17 protein-coding genes are annotated in these 17691 nt (G+C 56.5%); 15 read left to right on the top strand and 2 right to left on the bottom strand.

Features of this window, described 5'->3' with window-relative positions; all coding sequences use genetic code 11:
• The first annotated feature begins 11 nt into the window (after positions 1-11).
• From nuoI to nuoN, 6 genes are all read left to right on the top strand, one after another.
• A complete protein-coding gene (nuoI, locus tag ACSZPU_RS09400) occupies positions 12-554 on the top strand; it encodes an NADH-quinone oxidoreductase subunit NuoI (RefSeq protein WP_498997893.1) in 543 nt (180 codons plus the stop codon).
• A gap of 11 nt (positions 555-565) precedes the next feature.
• Positions 566-1120, top strand: coding sequence for an NADH-quinone oxidoreductase subunit J (gene nuoJ / locus ACSZPU_RS09395; RefSeq protein WP_498997892.1), 555 nt, complete (start codon positions 566-568; stop codon positions 1118-1120).
• Positions 1117-1419 carry an NADH-quinone oxidoreductase subunit NuoK gene (nuoK, locus tag ACSZPU_RS09390; RefSeq protein WP_047369458.1) on the top strand — a complete coding sequence of 101 codons (303 nt, stop codon included), beginning with the start codon at positions 1117-1119 and terminating at the stop codon, positions 1417-1419. Before nuoJ ends, nuoK begins: the two co-directional genes overlap by 4 nt.
• Positions 1416-3257: an NADH-quinone oxidoreductase subunit L gene (gene nuoL, locus ACSZPU_RS09385; RefSeq protein WP_498997890.1), complete on the top strand. Its 1842-nt coding sequence runs from the start codon at positions 1416-1418 to the stop codon at positions 3255-3257. Before nuoK ends, nuoL begins: the two co-directional genes overlap by 4 nt.
• A 177-nt stretch (positions 3258-3434) precedes the next feature.
• Entirely contained in the window at positions 3435-4964 is a 1530-nt protein-coding gene (gene nuoM / locus ACSZPU_RS09380) for an NADH-quinone oxidoreductase subunit M (protein ID WP_498997888.1), read from the top strand.
• Between the two features lie 6 nt (positions 4965-4970).
• Positions 4971-6428, top strand: a complete 1458-nt coding sequence (gene nuoN / locus ACSZPU_RS09375; RefSeq protein WP_498997885.1) for an NADH-quinone oxidoreductase subunit NuoN — start codon at positions 4971-4973, stop codon at positions 6426-6428.
• Between the two features lie 68 nt (positions 6429-6496).
• Here nuoN and ACSZPU_RS09370 read toward each other — a convergent pair whose 3' ends face one another.
• Together ACSZPU_RS09370 and rbn are read right to left on the bottom strand one after the other, a co-directional pair.
• Complete coding sequence (locus ACSZPU_RS09370) at positions 6497-7522, bottom strand: chemotaxis protein (RefSeq protein WP_498997884.1); 1026 nt, start codon at positions 7520-7522, stop codon at positions 6497-6499.
• A 77-nt stretch (positions 7523-7599) separates the two neighbouring features.
• Positions 7600-8517, bottom strand: coding sequence for a ribonuclease BN (gene rbn / locus ACSZPU_RS09365; protein ID WP_498997882.1), 918 nt, complete (start codon positions 8515-8517; stop codon positions 7600-7602).
• A 71-nt stretch (positions 8518-8588) separates the two neighbouring features.
• Between rbn and ACSZPU_RS09360 the strand changes: the two genes are divergently transcribed.
• From ACSZPU_RS09360 to ACSZPU_RS09320, 9 genes are all read left to right on the top strand, one after another.
• Positions 8589-9050, top strand: coding sequence for a GNAT family N-acetyltransferase (locus tag ACSZPU_RS09360; RefSeq protein ID WP_498997880.1), 462 nt, complete (start codon positions 8589-8591; stop codon positions 9048-9050).
• Between the two features lie 53 nt (positions 9051-9103).
• A complete protein-coding gene (gene elaB, locus ACSZPU_RS09355; protein WP_039079901.1) occupies positions 9104-9409 on the top strand; it encodes a stress response protein ElaB in 306 nt (101 codons plus the stop codon).
• A gap of 84 nt (positions 9410-9493) precedes the next feature.
• Positions 9494-10792 carry an isochorismate synthase MenF gene (menF, locus tag ACSZPU_RS09350; RefSeq protein ID WP_498997877.1) on the top strand — a complete coding sequence of 433 codons (1299 nt, stop codon included), beginning with the start codon at positions 9494-9496 and terminating at the stop codon, positions 10790-10792.
• 71 nt (positions 10793-10863) lie between these two features.
• The gene (gene menD, locus ACSZPU_RS09345) at positions 10864-12534 is read left to right on the top strand and encodes a 2-succinyl-5-enolpyruvyl-6-hydroxy-3-cyclohexene-1-carboxylic-acid synthase (RefSeq protein ID WP_498997874.1); all 1671 of its coding nucleotides are present in this window, start codon (positions 10864-10866) and stop codon (positions 12532-12534) included.
• Positions 12531-13307: a 2-succinyl-6-hydroxy-2,4-cyclohexadiene-1-carboxylate synthase gene (gene menH, locus ACSZPU_RS09340; protein ID WP_498997872.1), complete on the top strand. Its 777-nt coding sequence runs from the start codon at positions 12531-12533 to the stop codon at positions 13305-13307. The genes menD and menH overlap by 4 nt, the downstream gene beginning before the upstream one ends.
• Entirely contained in the window at positions 13304-14161 is an 858-nt protein-coding gene (menB, locus tag ACSZPU_RS09335) for a 1,4-dihydroxy-2-naphthoyl-CoA synthase (protein WP_498997870.1), read from the top strand. The genes menH and menB overlap by 4 nt, the downstream gene beginning before the upstream one ends.
• Positions 14161-15126 (top strand): o-succinylbenzoate synthase, encoded by a 966-nt coding sequence (menC, locus tag ACSZPU_RS09330; protein WP_498997868.1) that lies wholly within the window; start codon positions 14161-14163, stop codon positions 15124-15126. The genes menB and menC overlap by 1 nt, the downstream gene beginning before the upstream one ends.
• The gene (gene menE, locus ACSZPU_RS09325) at positions 15123-16478 is read left to right on the top strand and encodes an o-succinylbenzoate--CoA ligase (protein WP_498997866.1); all 1356 of its coding nucleotides are present in this window, start codon (positions 15123-15125) and stop codon (positions 16476-16478) included. Before menC ends, menE begins: the two co-directional genes overlap by 4 nt.
• Positions 16479-16553: 75 nt before the next feature.
• Positions 16554-17543, top strand: coding sequence for an Rpn family recombination-promoting nuclease/putative transposase (locus tag ACSZPU_RS09320; RefSeq protein ID WP_498997864.1), 990 nt, complete (start codon positions 16554-16556; stop codon positions 17541-17543).
• Positions 17544-17691 lie beyond the last annotated feature (148 nt).

Here is a 17691-nt window from a genome sequence, read left to right as displayed (position 1 = left end):
GTGAAAAGACCATGACTTTAAAAGAATTACTCGTGGGCTTCGGCACCCAGGTGCGCAGTATCTGGATGATCGGCCTGCATGCGTTCGCAAAACGCGAAACTCAGATGTACCCGGAAGAGCCGGTCTATTTGCCGCCGCGCTACCGTGGACGCATCGTACTGACGCGTGACCCGGACGGCTCTGAACGCTGCGTTGCCTGTAACCTGTGTGCGGTAGCGTGCCCGGTAGGCTGTATCTCTCTGCAAAAAGCAGAGACGCTAGACGGCCGTTGGTATCCGGAGTTCTTCCGCATTAACTTCTCACGCTGCATTTTCTGCGGTCTGTGTGAAGAGGCGTGCCCGACCACGGCAATCCAGCTGACCCCGGACTTCGAAATGGGTGAGTTCAAGCGTCAGGATCTGGTGTACGAAAAAGAGGATCTGCTGATCTCCGGTCCGGGTAAATATCCGGAATATAACTTCTACCGGATGGCAGGTATGGCAATCGACGGGAAAGATAAGGGCGAGGCGCAGAACGAAGCCAAACCTATCGACGTCAAGAGCCTGTTACCGTAAGGAGAGGGGCAATGGAGTTCGCTTTTTATATCTGTGGCCTAGTAGCCATCCTCGCGACACTACGGGTTATCACCCACACCAATCCGGTGCACGCGTTGCTGTACCTGATTGTGTCGCTGCTGGCGATTGCCGGTGTGTTCTTCTCGCTTGGCGCTTACTTTGCCGGTGCGCTGGAAATCATTGTTTACGCGGGCGCGATTATGGTGCTGTTCGTGTTCGTGGTGATGATGCTCAACCTGGGCGGTTGGGAAATCGAACAGGAACGCCAGTGGCTGAAACCGCAAGTGTGGGTTGGCCCGGCGCTGTTATCCGCCGTGCTGCTGGGGGTGATGATTTACGCCATCTCCGGTATCAACGATCAGGGTATTGAAGGAACGGCAATTACCGCCAAAGCGGTGGGTATCACGCTGTTCGGACCTTATGTTCTGGCAGTTGAGCTGGCGTCGATGCTGCTGCTGGCGGGTCTGGTGGTCGCGTTCCATGTGGGTCGTGAAGACCGCATGGGCGAAGTGCTGAGCAATCGCACTGACGACCGCGCGAAAAGAAAAACGGAGGAGCATGCATGATCCCCTTAACACATGGACTGATCCTTGCCGCTGTCCTGTTTGTTCTCGGTCTTACTGGCCTGGTCATTCGCCGCAATCTGCTGTTTATGCTGATTGGTCTGGAGATCATGATCAACGCTGCCGCGCTGGCATTTGTCGTCGCGGGTAGCTACTGGGGCCAGACTGACGGCCAGGTGATGTACATCCTCGCCATTAGCCTCGCGGCTGCGGAAGCGAGTATTGGCCTGGCGTTGCTGCTGCAACTCCATCGTCGCCGTCAGAATCTGAATATCGATTCAGTAAGTGAGATGCGTGGATGAACATGCTCGCCTTAACCATTATTTTTCCTCTGATTGGCTTTTTGCTGCTCTCTTTTTCACGTGGGCGCTGGTCGGAAAATCTGTCTGCCACCGTGGGTATCGGTTCTATCGGTTTATCCGCGCTGGTCACGGCGATTGTCGGACTGGATTTCATCAACAACGGTCATCAGGGTTTCACCCAACCGTTGTGGACCTGGATGTCCGTTGGCAACTTCAACATCAGCTTTAGCCTGGTGCTGGATGGTCTGTCGCTGACCATGCTCTCTGTGGTCACCGGCGTCGGTTTCCTGATCCACATGTTCGCCTCCTGGTATATGCGCGGTGAAGAGGGTTACTCCCGCTTCTTCGCCTACACCAACCTGTTTATCGCCAGCATGGTCATTCTTGTGCTGGGCGATAACCTGCTGTTGATGTACCTGGGCTGGGAAGGCGTGGGCCTGTGTTCCTATCTGCTGATCGGCTTCTACTACACCGATCCGAAGAATGGCGCAGCGGCCATGAAAGCGTTTGTCGTGACCCGCGTGGGTGACGTCTTCCTTGCCTTCGCGCTGTTCATTCTTTACAACGAACTGGGCACCCTGAACTTCCGCGAAATGGTTGAACTGGCACCACAGCACTTTGCCAACGGCAGCACCATGCTGCAGTGGGCAACGCTGATGCTGCTGGGTGGTGCGGTCGGTAAATCGGCGCAGTTGCCGTTGCAAACATGGCTGGCTGACGCGATGGCAGGCCCGACGCCTGTCTCCGCGCTGATCCACGCCGCAACGATGGTGACCGCCGGTGTTTACCTGATTGCGCGTACCCATGGCCTGTTCCTGTTAACGCCGGAAATTCTGCATCTGGTGGGTATCGTAGGGGCGGTGACGCTGGTACTGGCAGGCTTTGCCGCGCTGGTACAGACCGATATCAAGCGCGTTCTCGCTTATTCCACCATGAGCCAGATTGGCTACATGTTCCTGGCGCTGGGCGTACAGGCATGGGATGCGGCAATCTTCCATCTGATGACGCACGCGTTCTTTAAAGCGCTGCTGTTCCTCTCGTCTGGTTCGGTGATTCTGGCCTGCCACCACGAGCAGAATATCTTCAAGATGGGCGGTCTGCGTAAGTCTATCCCGTTGGTTTACGTCTGCTTCCTGGTGGGTGGTGCCGCGTTGTCAGCCCTGCCGATGGTGACTGCAGGCTTCTTTAGTAAGGACGAGATTCTTGCGGGTGCCGTAGCGAACGGTCATATCAACCTGATGATAGCGGGCCTTGCCGGCGCGTTTATGACCTCGCTGTATACGTTCCGTATGATTTTCATCGTTTTCCATGGCAAAGAACAAATTCACGCGCATGCAGGGAAGGGGATTACCCACCATCTGCCGCTGATTGTGCTGCTGGTACTGTCCACGTTTGTTGGCGCGATGATTGTTCCGCCGCTGCATGGCGTACTGCCGGAAACCACCGAGCTTGCTCACGGTAGCGTGGTCATGCTGGAAGTGGCGTCGGGTGTTGTGGCTATCGTCGGGATCCTGCTGGCTGCCTGGCTGTGGTTGGGTAAACGCACCCTGGTGACATCTATCGCCAACAGCGCGCCGGGCCGTCTGCTGGGTACCTGGTGGTACAACGCGTGGGGCTTCGACTGGCTGTACGATCGCGTCTTCGCCAAACCTTTCCTCGGTGTGGCATGGCTGTTGAAACGCGATCCGCTGAATGCATTGATGAACATCCCGGCAATTCTGTCCCGCTTTGCAGGCAAAGGTCTGCTGCTCAGCGAGAACGGTTATCTGCGCTGGTATGTGGCGTCTATGAGCATCGGTGCAGTGGTGATTCTGGCGTTGCTGATGGTATTGCGTTGAGTTTGAGGATTGTGGGAATTGTCGGGTGGCGCTTCGCTTACCCGACCTACGGACTGTAGACCCGGCAGGCAGCGCGCCACCGGGCAATAAAACCCGCAATTCGAAGTGAATTTTCTGTTGTGAGAATTCGTTGAAAATCGGTCCTGAACGGGACTTTAACAAGGAATAAAGATCGCCATGTTATTACCCTGGCTAATACTGATTCCCTTCATCGGTGGCTTCCTGTGCTGGCAGACCGAACGCTTTGGCGTCCGTGTTCCGCGCTGGATCGCACTGATCACCATGGGACTGACGCTGGCGCTTGGCCTGCAACTGTGGTTGCAGGGCGGCTACTCACTGACGCAATCTGCTGGCATTCCGCAGTGGCAATCGGAGTTCTTACTCCCCTGGATCCCACGCTTTGGCATCAATATCCATTTAGCGCTGGACGGTCTGTCCCTGCTGATGGTGGTGCTGACCGGTTTCCTGGGCGTACTGGCGGTTCTCTGCTCCTGGCGTGAAATCGAAAAATATCAGGGCTTTTTCCACCTGAACCTGATGTGGATCCTCGGTGGCGTTATCGGCGTGTTCCTTGCCATCGACATGTTCCTGTTCTTCTTCTTCTGGGAAATGATGCTGGTACCGATGTACTTCCTGATCGCACTGTGGGGCCACAAAGCCTCCGACGGGAAGACGCGTATCACCGCCGCGACCAAATTCTTCATCTATACCCAGGCAAGCGGTCTGGTGATGTTGATTGCGATTCTGGCGCTGGTGCTGGTACACCACAATGCCACGGGCGTGTGGACCTTCGATTACCAGGACCTGCTGAAAACCCCGATGTCGCACGGCGTTGAGTACATGCTGATGCTGGGCTTCTTTATCGCGTTCGCGGTGAAAATGCCGGTGGTCCCGTTACATGGCTGGCTGCCGGATGCGCACTCACAGGCGCCGACAGCAGGTTCCGTTGACCTCGCGGGTATCTTGCTGAAAACCGCGGCCTACGGTCTGCTGCGTTTCGCACTGCCGCTGTTCCCGAACGCCTCTGCCGAGTTTGCTCCTATCGCCATGTGGCTGGGTGTAATCGGTATTTTCTACGGCGCGTGGATGGCCTTCACCCAGTACGACATCAAACGCCTTATCGCCTACACCTCCGTGTCCCACATGGGCTTCGTGCTGATTGCCATCTACACCGGCAGCCAACTGGCGTACCAGGGTGCGGTGATTCAGATGATTGCGCACGGTCTGTCCGCAGCCGGCCTTTTCATCCTGTGCGGCCAGCTGTACGAGCGTCTGCATACCCGCGACATGCGTATGATGGGCGGTCTGTGGAGCAAAATTAAATGGCTGCCCGCGCTGTCGATGTTCTTCGCTGTTGCCACGCTGGGTATGCCTGGCACCGGTAACTTCGTCGGCGAATTTATGATTCTGTTCGGCAGCTATCAGGTTGTTCCGATGATTACCGTCATCTCGACCTTTGGCCTGGTGTTCGCATCTGTTTACTCACTGGCGATGCTTCATCGCGCTTACTTCGGTAAAGCAAAAAGCGAGCTGGCCAGTAAAGAGTTGCCAGGGATGTCACTGCGCGAGCTGCTGATGATTCTGTCGCTGGTTGTACTTCTGGTACTGCTTGGCTTCTATCCGCAGCCGATTCTGGATACCTCGCATTCTGCGATGAGCAATATCCAGCAGTGGTTTGTTAATTCTGTTTCTACTACAAGGCCGTAAATCGCCATGACAATAACTCCACAACACCTGATTGCGCTGCTGCCGCTGCTGATCGTCGGATTGACGGTGGTGGTTGTGATGCTCTCCATTGCGTGGCGACGCAACCACTTCCTCAATGCCACGCTGTCAGTGGTTGGCCTGAACGTCGCGTTAGTCTCCCTCTGGTTTGTTGGCCAGGCGGGGGCAATGGACGTCACGCCGCTGATGCGCGTTGATGGCTACGCCATGCTTTACACTGGGCTGGTATTGATGGCGAGCCTCGCCACCTGTACCTTCGCCTACCCGTGGCTGGAAGGCTACAACGACAACAAAGAAGAGTTCTACCTGCTGGTGCTGATTGCCGCGCTGGGTGGGATTCTGCTGGCGAATGCCAACCATATGGCCTCGCTGTTCCTCGGTATCGAGCTTATCTCTCTGCCGCTGTTCGGCCTTATTGGTTACGCCTTCCGTCAGAAACGCTCGCTGGAAGCCAGTATTAAGTACACCATCCTGTCTGCCGCAGCCTCTTCTTTCCTGTTGTTCGGTATGGCGCTGGTTTACGCGCAGTCCGGCAACCTGTCGTTTGTTGCACTGGGCAAGAGCATTGCCGGGGATGTCCTGCATGAACCGCTGCTGTTGACCGGTCTGGGTCTGATGATTGTTGGCCTTGGCTTTAAACTGTCTCTGGTTCCGTTCCACCTGTGGACGCCAGACGTTTATCAGGGTGCGCCAGCGCCGGTTTCTACCTTCCTGGCGACGGCGAGCAAGATTGCTATCTTTGGCGTCGTGATGCGTCTGTTCCTGTACGCACCGGTAGGCCAGAGCGAAGCGATTCGCGTGGTGCTGGGTCTGATTGCCTTTGTTTCCATCATCTTCGGTAACCTGATGGCGCTGAGCCAGACCAACATCAAACGTCTGCTCGGTTACTCCTCAATTTCCCATCTCGGTTATCTGCTGGTGGCACTGATTGTGCTGCAGAGCGGTGAGATGTCGATGGAAGCCGTAGGTGTCTACCTTGCCGGTTATCTGTTCAGCAGCCTTGGCGCGTTTGGCGTCGTGAGCCTGATGTCCAGCCCGTACCGTGGCCCGGATGCCGAATCCCTGTTCTCCTATCGTGGCCTGTTCTGGCACCGTCCGATTCTGGCGGCGGTGATGACAGTGATGATGCTGTCGCTGGCTGGTATCCCGATGACGCTGGGCTTTATCGGTAAGTTCTACGTACTGGCAGTGGGTGTGCAGGCGCACCTGTGGTGGCTGACGGCGGCTGTGGTTCTGGGTTCTGCAATCGGCCTCTACTACTACCTGCGCGTGGCGGTGAGTCTGTATCTGAGTGCGCCGCAGCAGCTTAACCGTGATGCACCGAGCAACTGGCAGTACAGCGCTGGCGGTGTAGTGGTGCTGATCTCTGCACTGCTGGTGCTGCTGCTCGGTATCTATCCGCAGCCGCTGATTTCGCTGGTGCAACTGGCGAAACCGCTGATGTAATGCCTCTTAGTTAATAAAAAACCGCCGATATCGGCGGTTTTTTTATGTCTGAAAGAAACGTCGTGAACTTATTTTGCCAGCAGGGGTTTGGACACGATTTTCTGTCCACTGACCAGCGGTCCGCTAATACGGCTTGCGGAACGTTCAAGCACTTCCTGAATGACCGATGACAACTCGTTAATTTCAAATTTGGCAACGTAGCCGTCGGCCTGCACTTTACGCACGTTGTCTTCGTTAGCACTACCGGACAGCGAGGAGTGAATCACCACCGGAATCTGTTTGAGACGCGGTTCGCTCTTAATCAGACGGGTCAGGGTGAAGCCGTCCATTTCCGGCATCTCAAGATCCGTCAGCACCATCGAGATCTTGTCGCTGATTGGCACACCCTCAGCATCAGCCTGCTTGCTCAGCGCTTGAATACGTTCCCAGGCATCTTTGCCGGTGATATGCATGGTATTCGGGATCTGCATCGCCTGCAGGCCTTTATCCAGCATCGCACGCGCCACTTTCGAGTCTTCTGCCACAATGGCGATTGCACCGGGTTTGATATTGAATTTCTTGTCCGGAATGTGGTTGCCGTGCAGGTCGTGATCCGCCGGAGAGATGTCGTAAAGAATCTGCTCAACGTCCAGCACCATTGCCAGATTGTTGCTGTCTTTATCTTCATTCAGGCAGGCAATACTGGTGATGTACTGACCGTTAATGGCCTTCTCTGCCGTATGCACCTGTTTCCAGTCCAGACGAATAATGTTCTCTACCGACTCAACGGCAAACGCCTGTACGCTACGGGCATATTCTGTGATCAGCAAAATATTGAGGCCCGTTTCAGGCTTGCAGCCCGCAACGGCGGACAGATCGATAACCGGGATCACCTGGTCGCGAATATTCACCATACCCATTAACGGCGGTTTCATCCCGGCAGGGCGGGTGAACGTTGGCATCGGCACAATTTCGCGCAACTTAAATACGTTTATGCCGAAAAGTTCTGACTTCGCATCATTCTGAGAGGCACCAAGACGAAACAGCAACAGCTCAAAACGGTTCGACAGGGTAAGATTCGCCCTGTCATCAATATCTTTCTGGAAATTATCCATCGTGCCCTCAATGTGAAATGCCTGCGTTAAAGCTGTTATCGGCACATTGCGGGAAAAGTGGAGTGCTCAATATCACATCATAGCTGAATGGTATGAAAATCTTCTGCGAGGGTCGTTGGCGCAAAGATTGTCCGGCATTCGCGCAGTAAATGCTGGCTCCCTTCGGCGTCGTAGCGGGAACTGACGTGGGTAATAACGAGTCTGCCTGCACCCGCGTCCAGTGCCAACTGCGCCGCCTGATGCGTTGAGCTGTGTCCGCGACTGTTGGCTTTCTCTTCCATTGCGTGTTCGAGCGTAGCTTCATGTACCACCACATCCACGCCCTGAGCCAATTGCAGCGCGGCGGGGCAGGGGGCGGTGTCACCAAAAATGGCCAGCTTTTTACCGGGGGGGGCGGGAGCGAGGAAATCGGCACCGTGAATCACCCGACCGTCTGCCAGCGTCACCGTTTCACCGTTTTTAAGCTGCTGAAACAACGGACCGGCGGGGATGCCCTGGGCAACCAATGCCTGCGCATCGAGCGCGCCCGGTTTGTCATGTTCCTCAATGCGATAGCCATAGCACTTCACCGGGTGATTGAGCGCGAAGGCGGTGACGCGGCGTAAGCCATCGTCGACCACCAGGCCTTCACTGACCTCTTCTACCGTCATCGGATAGTCGGTCCACGAGCCACTCAGGCGCAGCGTGGTTTCCACGAATTCGCGGATCCCTTTCGGCCCATAGATCGTTAACGGCTGGGCGATTCCGGCCATGGAACGGCTGCAGAGCAGGCCGGGAAGGCCAAAGAGGTGATCGCCGTGCAGATGGGTGATGAAAATACGATCCAGTTTGCCGGGGTTAAACGCCGTTTGCAGGAACTGATGCTGCGTGCCTTCACCACAGTCGAACAGCCACAATCCTGCCTGAGTGGGATGCTGTAAATTGAGTAAAATTGCGGTGACATTGCGCGTGCGTGTTGGCACGCCGGCAGAGGTGCCTAAAAAAATCAGTTCCACAGTAGGTTACGCCTTTGCATTGATGGCAAAGCATTTAGTATAACGAGGTCACACTAAATAAGGAGCACATCATGATTCGCTGGCAGGACCTGCACCATTCTGAATTGACCGTCGCTGAACTTTACGCCCTGCTTAAACTGCGCTGTGAAGTCTTTGTTGTTGAACAAACCTGCCCGTACCTCGATGTGGATGGCGATGACCTGGTCGGTGAAAACCGCCATCTCCTCGGCTGGAAAGAAAACCAGCTGGTGGCGTATGCGAGGATTCTGAAAAGTGAAGACGATCTGGAGCCGGTGGTGATTGGTCGGGTGATCGTGAGTGAACAGGTTCGTGGTGAAAAACTGGGGTACCAACTGATGGAACGCGCAGTGAATTCCTGCCTGCAAAACTGGCCGCAGCACGCGCTATATCTGGGCGCGCAGGCCCACCTGCAGAGTTTCTATGCCCGCTTTGGTTTTGTGCCGGTAACCGATGTCTATGACGAAGATGGCATTTTGCACATCGGTATGGCGCGGGAAGTGGCTCAGGCGTAACCGCCGATGATTGTCTATAGTTAGCGGGCAGGTACACAACATGGAGAAAACCGATGTCTAATCAATTTTATGATTCACGTATCGATGACGACCTGGCCCTGCTGAGCGAAACGCTGGAAGAAGTGTTACGTTCCTCAGGCGACCCCGCTGACCAGAAATACATTGAGCTTAAAGCGCGTGCAGAACAGGCGCTGCATGAGGTGAAAAACCGCGTGAGCAGCGCGTCCGATACTTACTACTATCGGGCGAAAAAAGCGGTCTACCGCGCGGATGATTATGTTCATGAAAACCCCTGGCACGGTATTGGTGTCGGTGCATCAGTGGGACTTGTCTTAGGGTTGTTACTGGCCCGTCGCTAATAAAAATCCCCTCCCTCAACGGGGGTACTGCTAATTTTCGCAGTCACCCCGTATACTAAGCGTTTTTGACCGGGAGGGGGTTGCGTGCATTCCATTTCTACTGCGCTGGAGCATTTACTCGAAAAGTTATCCGGCGATGATGCCCACTCACCTGGACTCCACGTTTTTGACGTCGCGTTTGCCCTTAATGACGCCTTTGATCCGCTGACGTTTTTAGCCAGCCAGTCCTGCTTTCCGCAATTTTACTGGCAGCAACGTAGCGGCGAAGATGAAGCCGCGGCCCTGGGCCTGGTGTTGCGATTTACCGCACTGGCGGATGCCCAGGATTTTCTGCTCGATAACCCCGAACATGACCTGCGCGTCTGGGGGCTGAATGCCTTTGCGCCCCAGCAGGGCGAGTTGTTCCTTCCGCGCCTTGAATGGCGACGTGAAGGGGGGCGGGCAACCTTACGTCTCATTGTGATGAGCGAATCCTCACATCGCGGTGACGCCGCGCAGGCACGTGCGTTTATCGATACCCTGGTGCGGGCGAAATCGCTGCCCGATGCGCAGATGGAACTGCTCTCGCAGCAGCACTCTCCGGAACAAGCGGGCTGGGAAGCGCTGGTCACCCAGGCAACCCAGGCGATTGCCCGTGGCGAGATGGACAAAGTCGTGCTCGCGCGCGCCACGGATTACGGTTTCTCTCAGCCCGTTAATGCCGCCGCACTGATGGCGGCGAGCCGTCGTCTCAACCACCACTGCTTTCATTATTTTATCGCATTCGATCCGCACAATGCGTTCCTGGGCTCGTCTCCCGAACGCCTGTGGCGCAGAAAGGATGCCTCGCTGCGTACCGAAGCGCTTGCCGGGACGGTGGCAAACGATACTGACGATAATCGGGCCGCTGAACTGGGCGACTGGCTGATGAGTGATGATAAAAACCAGCGTGAAAATATGCTGGTGGTTGACGATATCTGTCAGCGATTGCAGCGCGCAGCGGCTACGCTGGATGTGTTGCCGCCGCAAATTGTTCGTCTGCGCAAGGTGCAGCATTTGCGACGCTGTATCTGGACCGAAATGCAGCATAAAGACGATGCGGAGTGTTTAACGCTGCTCCAGCCAACGGCGGCGGTCGCCGGGCTACCCCGCCTGGCGGCACGTGAATTTATTACACAGCATGAACCTTTTGAACGAGAGTGGTATGCCGGTTCCGCTGGCTATTTGTCACTTAAACAAAGTGAGTTCTGTGTCACGTTACGTTGTGCAAAAATCAGTGGTACAACCGTACGGTTATATGCGGGGGCGGGTATTGTAGCCGGTTCCGACCCTAAGATGGAATGGCAGGAAATCGAAAATAAAGCGGCGGGATTGCGTTCACTCTTGATAATGACGCACGCATAACCGACCCATATCAAAAATCTATTCTTTTCGATTCTTTATACTAAGCCACATTATTGATACTGGACAAACTTATGTCAGTGAGTGCTTTTAACCGACGCTGGGCGGCGGTGATCCTTGAAGCTTTAACGCGCCACGGCGTGCGACATGTTTGTATCGCACCGGGGTCCCGTTCCACGCCACTGACGCTGGCGGCGGCAGAAAACCCGTCCTTTATCCATCACACTCATTTTGATGAACGCGGTTTGGGGCATCTGGCACTCGGCCTGGCAAAAGCAAGCGGCACGCCGGTGGCGGTGATCGTCACCTCTGGTACGGCCGTCGCCAATTTATACCCGGCGCTGATCGAAGCGAGCCTGACCGGGGAAAAACTGATTTTTCTCACCGCCGACAGGCCGCCTGAACTTATCGATTGCGGTGCCAACCAGGCGATCCGCCAGCCGGGGATCTTTTCATCGCATCCCGCACAATCCCTGGCGCTACCGCGTCCCTCGCAGGACATTCCAGCCCGCTGGCTGCTGTCGGCGATCGATCACCTGATGGGATCCGTACAGACCGGCGCGGTACATATCAACTGCCCGTTTGCCGAACCGCTGTATGGCGAGATGGATGACACGGGGCTTGCCTGGCAACAGGCGCCCGGCGACTGGTGGCAGGATGACAAACCCTGGCTGCGTGAAGACTTGTATAGCGGCAGCGCGAAACAGCGCGACTGGTTCTTCTGGCGCCAGAAACGCGGCGTTATTGTTGCGGGCCGAATGAGTGCCTCGGAAGGTAAGCTTGTTGCCGCGTGGGCGAAAATGCTCGGCTGGCCGCTGATTGGCGATGTGCTGTCGCAAACCGGGCAACCGCTGCCGTGCGCGGACTTATGGCTGGGTAACGCTCGCGCGGTGAGTGAATTGCAGAAGGCGCACATTGTTGTGCAACTGGGGAGCAGTCTGACCGGCAAACGGCTGTTACAGTGGCAGGCGACCTGCGAGCCGCAAGAGTATTGGCTGGTGGATATGGTCACCGGGCGTCTGGATCCGGCGCACCATCGCGGTCGTCGCCTGGTGTCCGGCATTGCCGAATGGTTAGAACTGCATCCGGCGGAATCACGTGCACCCTGGTGTAGCGACATCCCGCAGTTATCCTCTCAGGCGTGGCAGGCTGTTGCCAGCCAGCGCGAAACCTTTGGCGAAGCGCAGCTGGCGCACCGGCTGGCAAAGTATCTGCCGGATCAGGGTCAGGTGTTTCTCGGCAATAGTCTGGTGGTGCGCCTGGTGGATGCGCTGGGTCAGTTACCCGCCGGGTATCCTGTTTACAGCAACCGTGGCGCGAGCGGCATCGACGGGCTGATTTCCACCGCCGCAGGTGTACAGCGCGCAACGGCGCGTCCAACCCTTGCGATCGTCGGCGATCTGTCTGCGTTATACGATCTGAATGCGCTGGCGTTACTGCGCCAGTCTTCTGCGCCGCTGGTGCTGATTGTGGTGAATAACAACGGCGGGCAGATTTTCTCGCTGCTGCCGACACCGCAAAGCGAGCGCGAGCAGTTTTACCTGATGCCGCAGAACGTCCGTTTTGAGCATGCGGCGGCGATGTTTGGCCTGAAATACCACAATCCCCAAAGCTGGGATGCGCTGGAACAGGCGCTGGCGGGGGCGTGGAGTAAACCCGGCGCGACGCTGATTGAGCTGGTAGTGAACGACACTGACGGCGCGCATACGCTGCAAAACTTGCTCGCGCAGGTAAGCCGGTTGTGATCCTGCACGCGCGGGCAATGCCGGGAGAGTCGCAAGCGCCGTGGCTGGTTTTTCTGCACGGCTTTTCGGGCGACAACCGGGAATGGCAGCCCGTGGGTGAACGCTTTACGCCTTTTTCGCGTCTGTATATCGATCTGCCGGGCCACGGTGGTTCGGCGGACATCATGGTGGCATCCTTCAAACAGCTCAACGATGCGCTGTGCGATACCCTTTGTAGTTACAACATACTTAACTACTGGCTGGTGGGGTATTCGCTGGGTGGGCGGGTGGCGATGCATTTTGCCTGCTCACAGCCTGCGGGGCTTCTGGGCGTAATTGTCGAAGGCGGGCACCCCGGCCTGACGTCGGCGGCGGAGCGGCAGGAACGACAGACATCAGACGGACAATGGGCGCGGCGATTTCGCGAAGAATCTCTTGTCGACGTCTTTCACGACTGGTATCAACAAAAGGTGTTTGCGTCCCTGAACGCGGAACAACGGCAAAGTCTGGTGGTGTTACGCAGCCAGAACAACGGCCTGGCGCTGGCGGCGATGCTGCAGGCCACGTCGCTCGCCGTACAACCCGATTTACGCGCTGCGCTGCACAATGCGCCTTTCCCATTTCATTATTTATGTGGTGAGTTTGACAGTAAATTTCGCGCGCTGGCGGCTGAGGTCAGCGCGGACTGTCATGTAATTGATGATGCCGGGCATAACGCGCATCGGGAACGTCCTGATGGCGTAACGTACTGCCTGGCGCGAATTCTGCGTCTCGATATAAAGGGCATAATATGATCCATCCCGATGAAACCATGCTGTACGCGCCGATTGAATGGCAAGACTGTTCCGAAGGCTATACCGATATTCGCTATCACAAATCCGTGGATGGCATTGCCAAAATCACCATTAACCGTCCGCAGGTGCGCAACGCATTTCGTCCGCTGACAGTCAAAGAGATGATTCACGCGCTGGCTGATGCGCGTTACGACGATAACATCGGTGTGATCGTTCTGACCGGCGAAGGCGAAAAAGCATTCTGCTCAGGCGGCGATCAGAAAGTCCGTGGCGACTACGGCGGATACCAGGATGACTCCGGTGTGCACCATCTGAATGTGCTGGATTTCCAGCGTCAGATTCGTACCTGCCCGAAACCGGTGGTTGCTGCCGTTGCGGGCTACTCTATTGGCGGCGGCCACGTGCTGCATATGATGTGCGACCTGACTATCGCGGCTGAAAACGCCATCTTTGGCCAGACCGGTCCAAAAGTCGGCTCCTTCGACGGCGGCTGGGGCGCATCCTATATGGCGCGCATTGTTGGGCAGAAAAAAGCGCGTGAAATCTGGTTCCTGTGCCGTCAGTACGATGCCAAAGAAGCGCTGGATATGGGCCTTGTGAACACAGTGGTGCCGGTTGCCGAGCTTGAGAGAGAGACTGTGCGCTGGTGCCGTGAAATGTTGCAGAACAGCCCGATGGCGCTGCGTTGCCTGAAAGCAGCACTGAACGCCGATTGCGATGGTCAGGCGGGGCTGCAGGAGCTGGCGGGTAACGCCACGATGCTGTTCTACATGACCGAAGAAGGTCAGGAAGGCCGCAACGCGTTTAACGAAAAACGTCAGCCGGACTTCAGTAAATTTAAACGGAATCCGTAATGCGTAGCGCGCAGGTATACCGCTGGCAGGTACCGATGGACGCGGGCGTCGTGCTGCGTGAGCGGCGGCTCAAAACCCGTGACGGTCTGTTCATTCATCTGCAGGACGATGCGCACGAAGGTTGGGGCGAGATTTCGCCCCTTCCGGGATTTAGCGTGGAGTCGCTTGATGAGGCGACGGCCGCCGTCTGTGCGTGGGCGCAGGGGTGGCGAGCGGTGGATTCCGGCGTGTTGCCGGGATTGCCGTCGGCTGACTTTGGTATCAGCTGTGCGCTGGCGGAACTGCGCGGCTCGCTGCCGCAGGCGGCGGACTACCGCGCCGCAACGCTGTGTACGGGCGATCCGGATGAGCTCTTTGCCGCACTGGCTGCTATGCCGGGCGAGAAAGTGGCGAAGATGAAAGTCGGTCTGTATGAAGCGGTACGCGATGGCATGGTGGCGAACCTGCTGCTGGAAGCGATGCCCGATCTGCGCCTGCGGCTGGACGCTAACCGCGCCTGGACGCCGCTGAAAGCACAGCAGTTTGCTAAATATGTGAATCCGGATTATCGCGACCGCATTGCCTTCCTGGAAGAGCCCTGTAAAACCCGTGATGATTCCCGTGCCTTTGCTCGCGAAACGGGGATCGCCATTGCGTGGGATGAAAGTTTGCGCGACGCTGATTTTATCTTTGAGCGCGAAGAAGGCGTGCGGGCGGTGGTGATTAAACCCACTTTAACCGGCAGCCTTGAGAAAGTGCAGGTGCAGGTGGCTACGGCAACACAATTGGGCATGACGGCGGTCATCAGCTCGTCAATTGAATCCAGCCTTGGCTTGAGTCAACTGGCACGCATTGCGGCATGGCTCACCCCTGAAACCATTCCGGGCCTGGATACCTTAAACCTGATGCAGGCGCAGCTTGTTCGTCGCTGGCCGGGAAGTGCATTACCCTGCCATTCCGTTGAGATGCTGGAACCGCTGCTATGACGTTCACTACCTGGCCCTGGCATTACTGGCGTGAACAGCGTGGCGATAAGCCCGCAATTCGCTTGCAGGATGAGACCTTAAGCTGGCGTGAACTCTGCGCACGCGTGGATGCGCTGGCCGCCGGGTTTGCCCTCCAGGGGGTAAGCGAGGGCGACGGCGTGATGCTGCGCGGGCGAAACCAGCCCCGCGTGTTGTTAACCTGGCTGGCGTTGTTGCAGTGTGGTGCGCGCGTGCTGCCGGTTAACCCGCAATTGCCAGCGCTTTTGCTGGAGGCATTGCTGCCCACCCTGACGTTGCGTTTTGCCATCAATCTGGCTGATGACAGCAAATTTGCCCGTCTGTCGTCCCTTGAATTGCGACCAGGAGCGGAACATCACGCGGTCGACTGGCAGTCGCAACGACTGGCGTCAATGACCCTGACCTCTGGTTCCACGGGGTTACCAAGAGCCGCAGTCCACACCTGTGCGGCGCATCTTGCCAGCGCGCAAGGGGTGCTGGCGATGATCCCTTTCGCGCCAGAAGATGACTGGCTGCTGTCACTGCCGCTATTTCATGTCTCCGGGCAGGGGATTATGTGGCGCTGGTTGCTGGCAGGCGCGCGGTTAACCGTCTCTGACCACGCGCTGGCTGAGGCTTTACAGGGCTGCACTCATGCATCGCTGGTACCAACGCAATTGTGGCGCTTACTCAATGATGCGACAGAGATTTCCCTCAAGGCCGTTCTGCTGGGCGGCGCGGCGATTCCGGTCGATCTGACCGAGCACGCGCGTGAACGGGGAATCCGCACCTGGTGCGGCTATGGCCTGACGGAGTTCGCTTCAACGGTATGTGGGAAAGAGGCCGATGGTCAGCTGGATGTCGGTTACCTGCTTCCGGGACGAGAGCTGCGGATCGTTGACGATGAAGTGTGGCTACGTGCGGAAAGTATGGCCTCCGGCTACTGGCGTGAGGGCGCGTTACTGCCGCTGGTCAATGATGAAGGCTGGTTTGCCACCCGCGATAAAGGTGTTCTGGATGGCGGTTGTCTGACGATTCTGGGCCGACTGGATAATCTGTTTTTCAGCGGCGGCGAGGGCATTCAGCCAGAAGAGGTGGAGCGGGTTATCGTGGCGCATCCTCAGGTCCAGCAGATTTTTATTGTTCCCCTACAGGACCGTGAATTTGGCCACCGGCCGGTGGCGGTGGTGGAATGCGATGACGCCTTTGACCTCACGCAGCTTACCGCATGGGTGCAGGATAAACTCGCCCGTTTCCAGCAACCCGTTGCCTGGCTGCGTTTGCCGGAACATCTCTCGCTCGGCGGCATTAAAATTTCACGCCGTGCGCTACAGTCATGGGTTGCCGCACTGTAGATTTTTTGCGTAATGCTTTCCAGTTTTGGTGCTGAGAACCCCGGCAGCGGTGGGATGATGGTAGTGTCCTGACGAATGACCGCTCAGGCAAGGAATGCCATGAAGAACACCGCTGCACATGATGCGCTTTTCAAACAGTTTCTTACCCATAAAGAAACGGCGCGCGATTTTCTGACGCTTCATTTACCCGCGCCGCTACGCCAGCTTTGCGATCTCTCGACGCTGAAACTGGAGTCCGGGAGTTTTGTTGATGAGGCACTACGCGCCACGCACTCCGATATGCTCTATTCTGTCACAACCCAGCAAGGGGAAGGGTACATTTATGTGTTGATTGAACATCAAAGCTCACCCGACAAGCTCATGGCCTTCCGCCTGATGCGTTACGCCGTGGCGGCAATGCAGCGGCATCTCGATGCGGGGAACACGCTGTTGCCACTGGTTATCCCGATGCTTTTTTATCATGGGCGCATCAGCCCTTATCCTTTCTCGCTATGCTGGCTGGATATGTTCGCTCAACCGCAGCGTGCCCATGAGCTTTACACGACGTCTTTTCCGCTGGTGGATATCACCATCGTGCCCGACGAGCAGATCATGACGCACCGGCGCGTCGCCTTGCTTGAATTGTTGCAAAAACACATTCGCCTGCGGCACTTGTCCCTCCTGTTGGGCAAACTGGTCACGGCTTTATCGCTGGGATACACTACTTCGCAGCAGTTGCGTGCTGCGATGCACTATTTGCTGAGCAATGGCAACACGCCGGCGCCCGTCGCTTTTCTTCGCCGACTGGCACACCATTCGCCACAACATAAGGCTACGTTGATGACTATTGCAGAACAGCTTGAAGAACTCGGCAGGCGAAAGGGATTTCGTCAGGGGCGCAAAGAAGGCCGAAATGAAGGCCGTCAGGAAGGTCGTCAGGAAGGTCGCCAGCAGGGGAGAGAGGAAGGGCAAAAAGCCGAGGCGCTGCGCATTGCGCATGAAATGTTGCGTAGTGGGATAGACAGACCCGCAGTGTTACGCCTTACGGGCTTGAGTGAAGCGGAGTTGGCGCAGCTCACGCATTAAGTCTGCGCCGTTATTTTTCTCAGAGCAGCCCTTTCAGGCCCAGCGTGCGGCGGGTGGCGACATTGAGATCGGAGCCTGTACATAAAATTGTGTAATTGCCTGATTTTGATATGTTCAATCCAACATCAAAAGCAGGTTAATTTATGGA

This window comes from Phytobacter sp. V69, assembly GCF_965644215.1.
GTDB lineage: Bacteria > Pseudomonadota > Gammaproteobacteria > Enterobacterales > Enterobacteriaceae > Phytobacter.
This window is presented reverse-complemented; position numbering and strand designations above follow the sequence as displayed.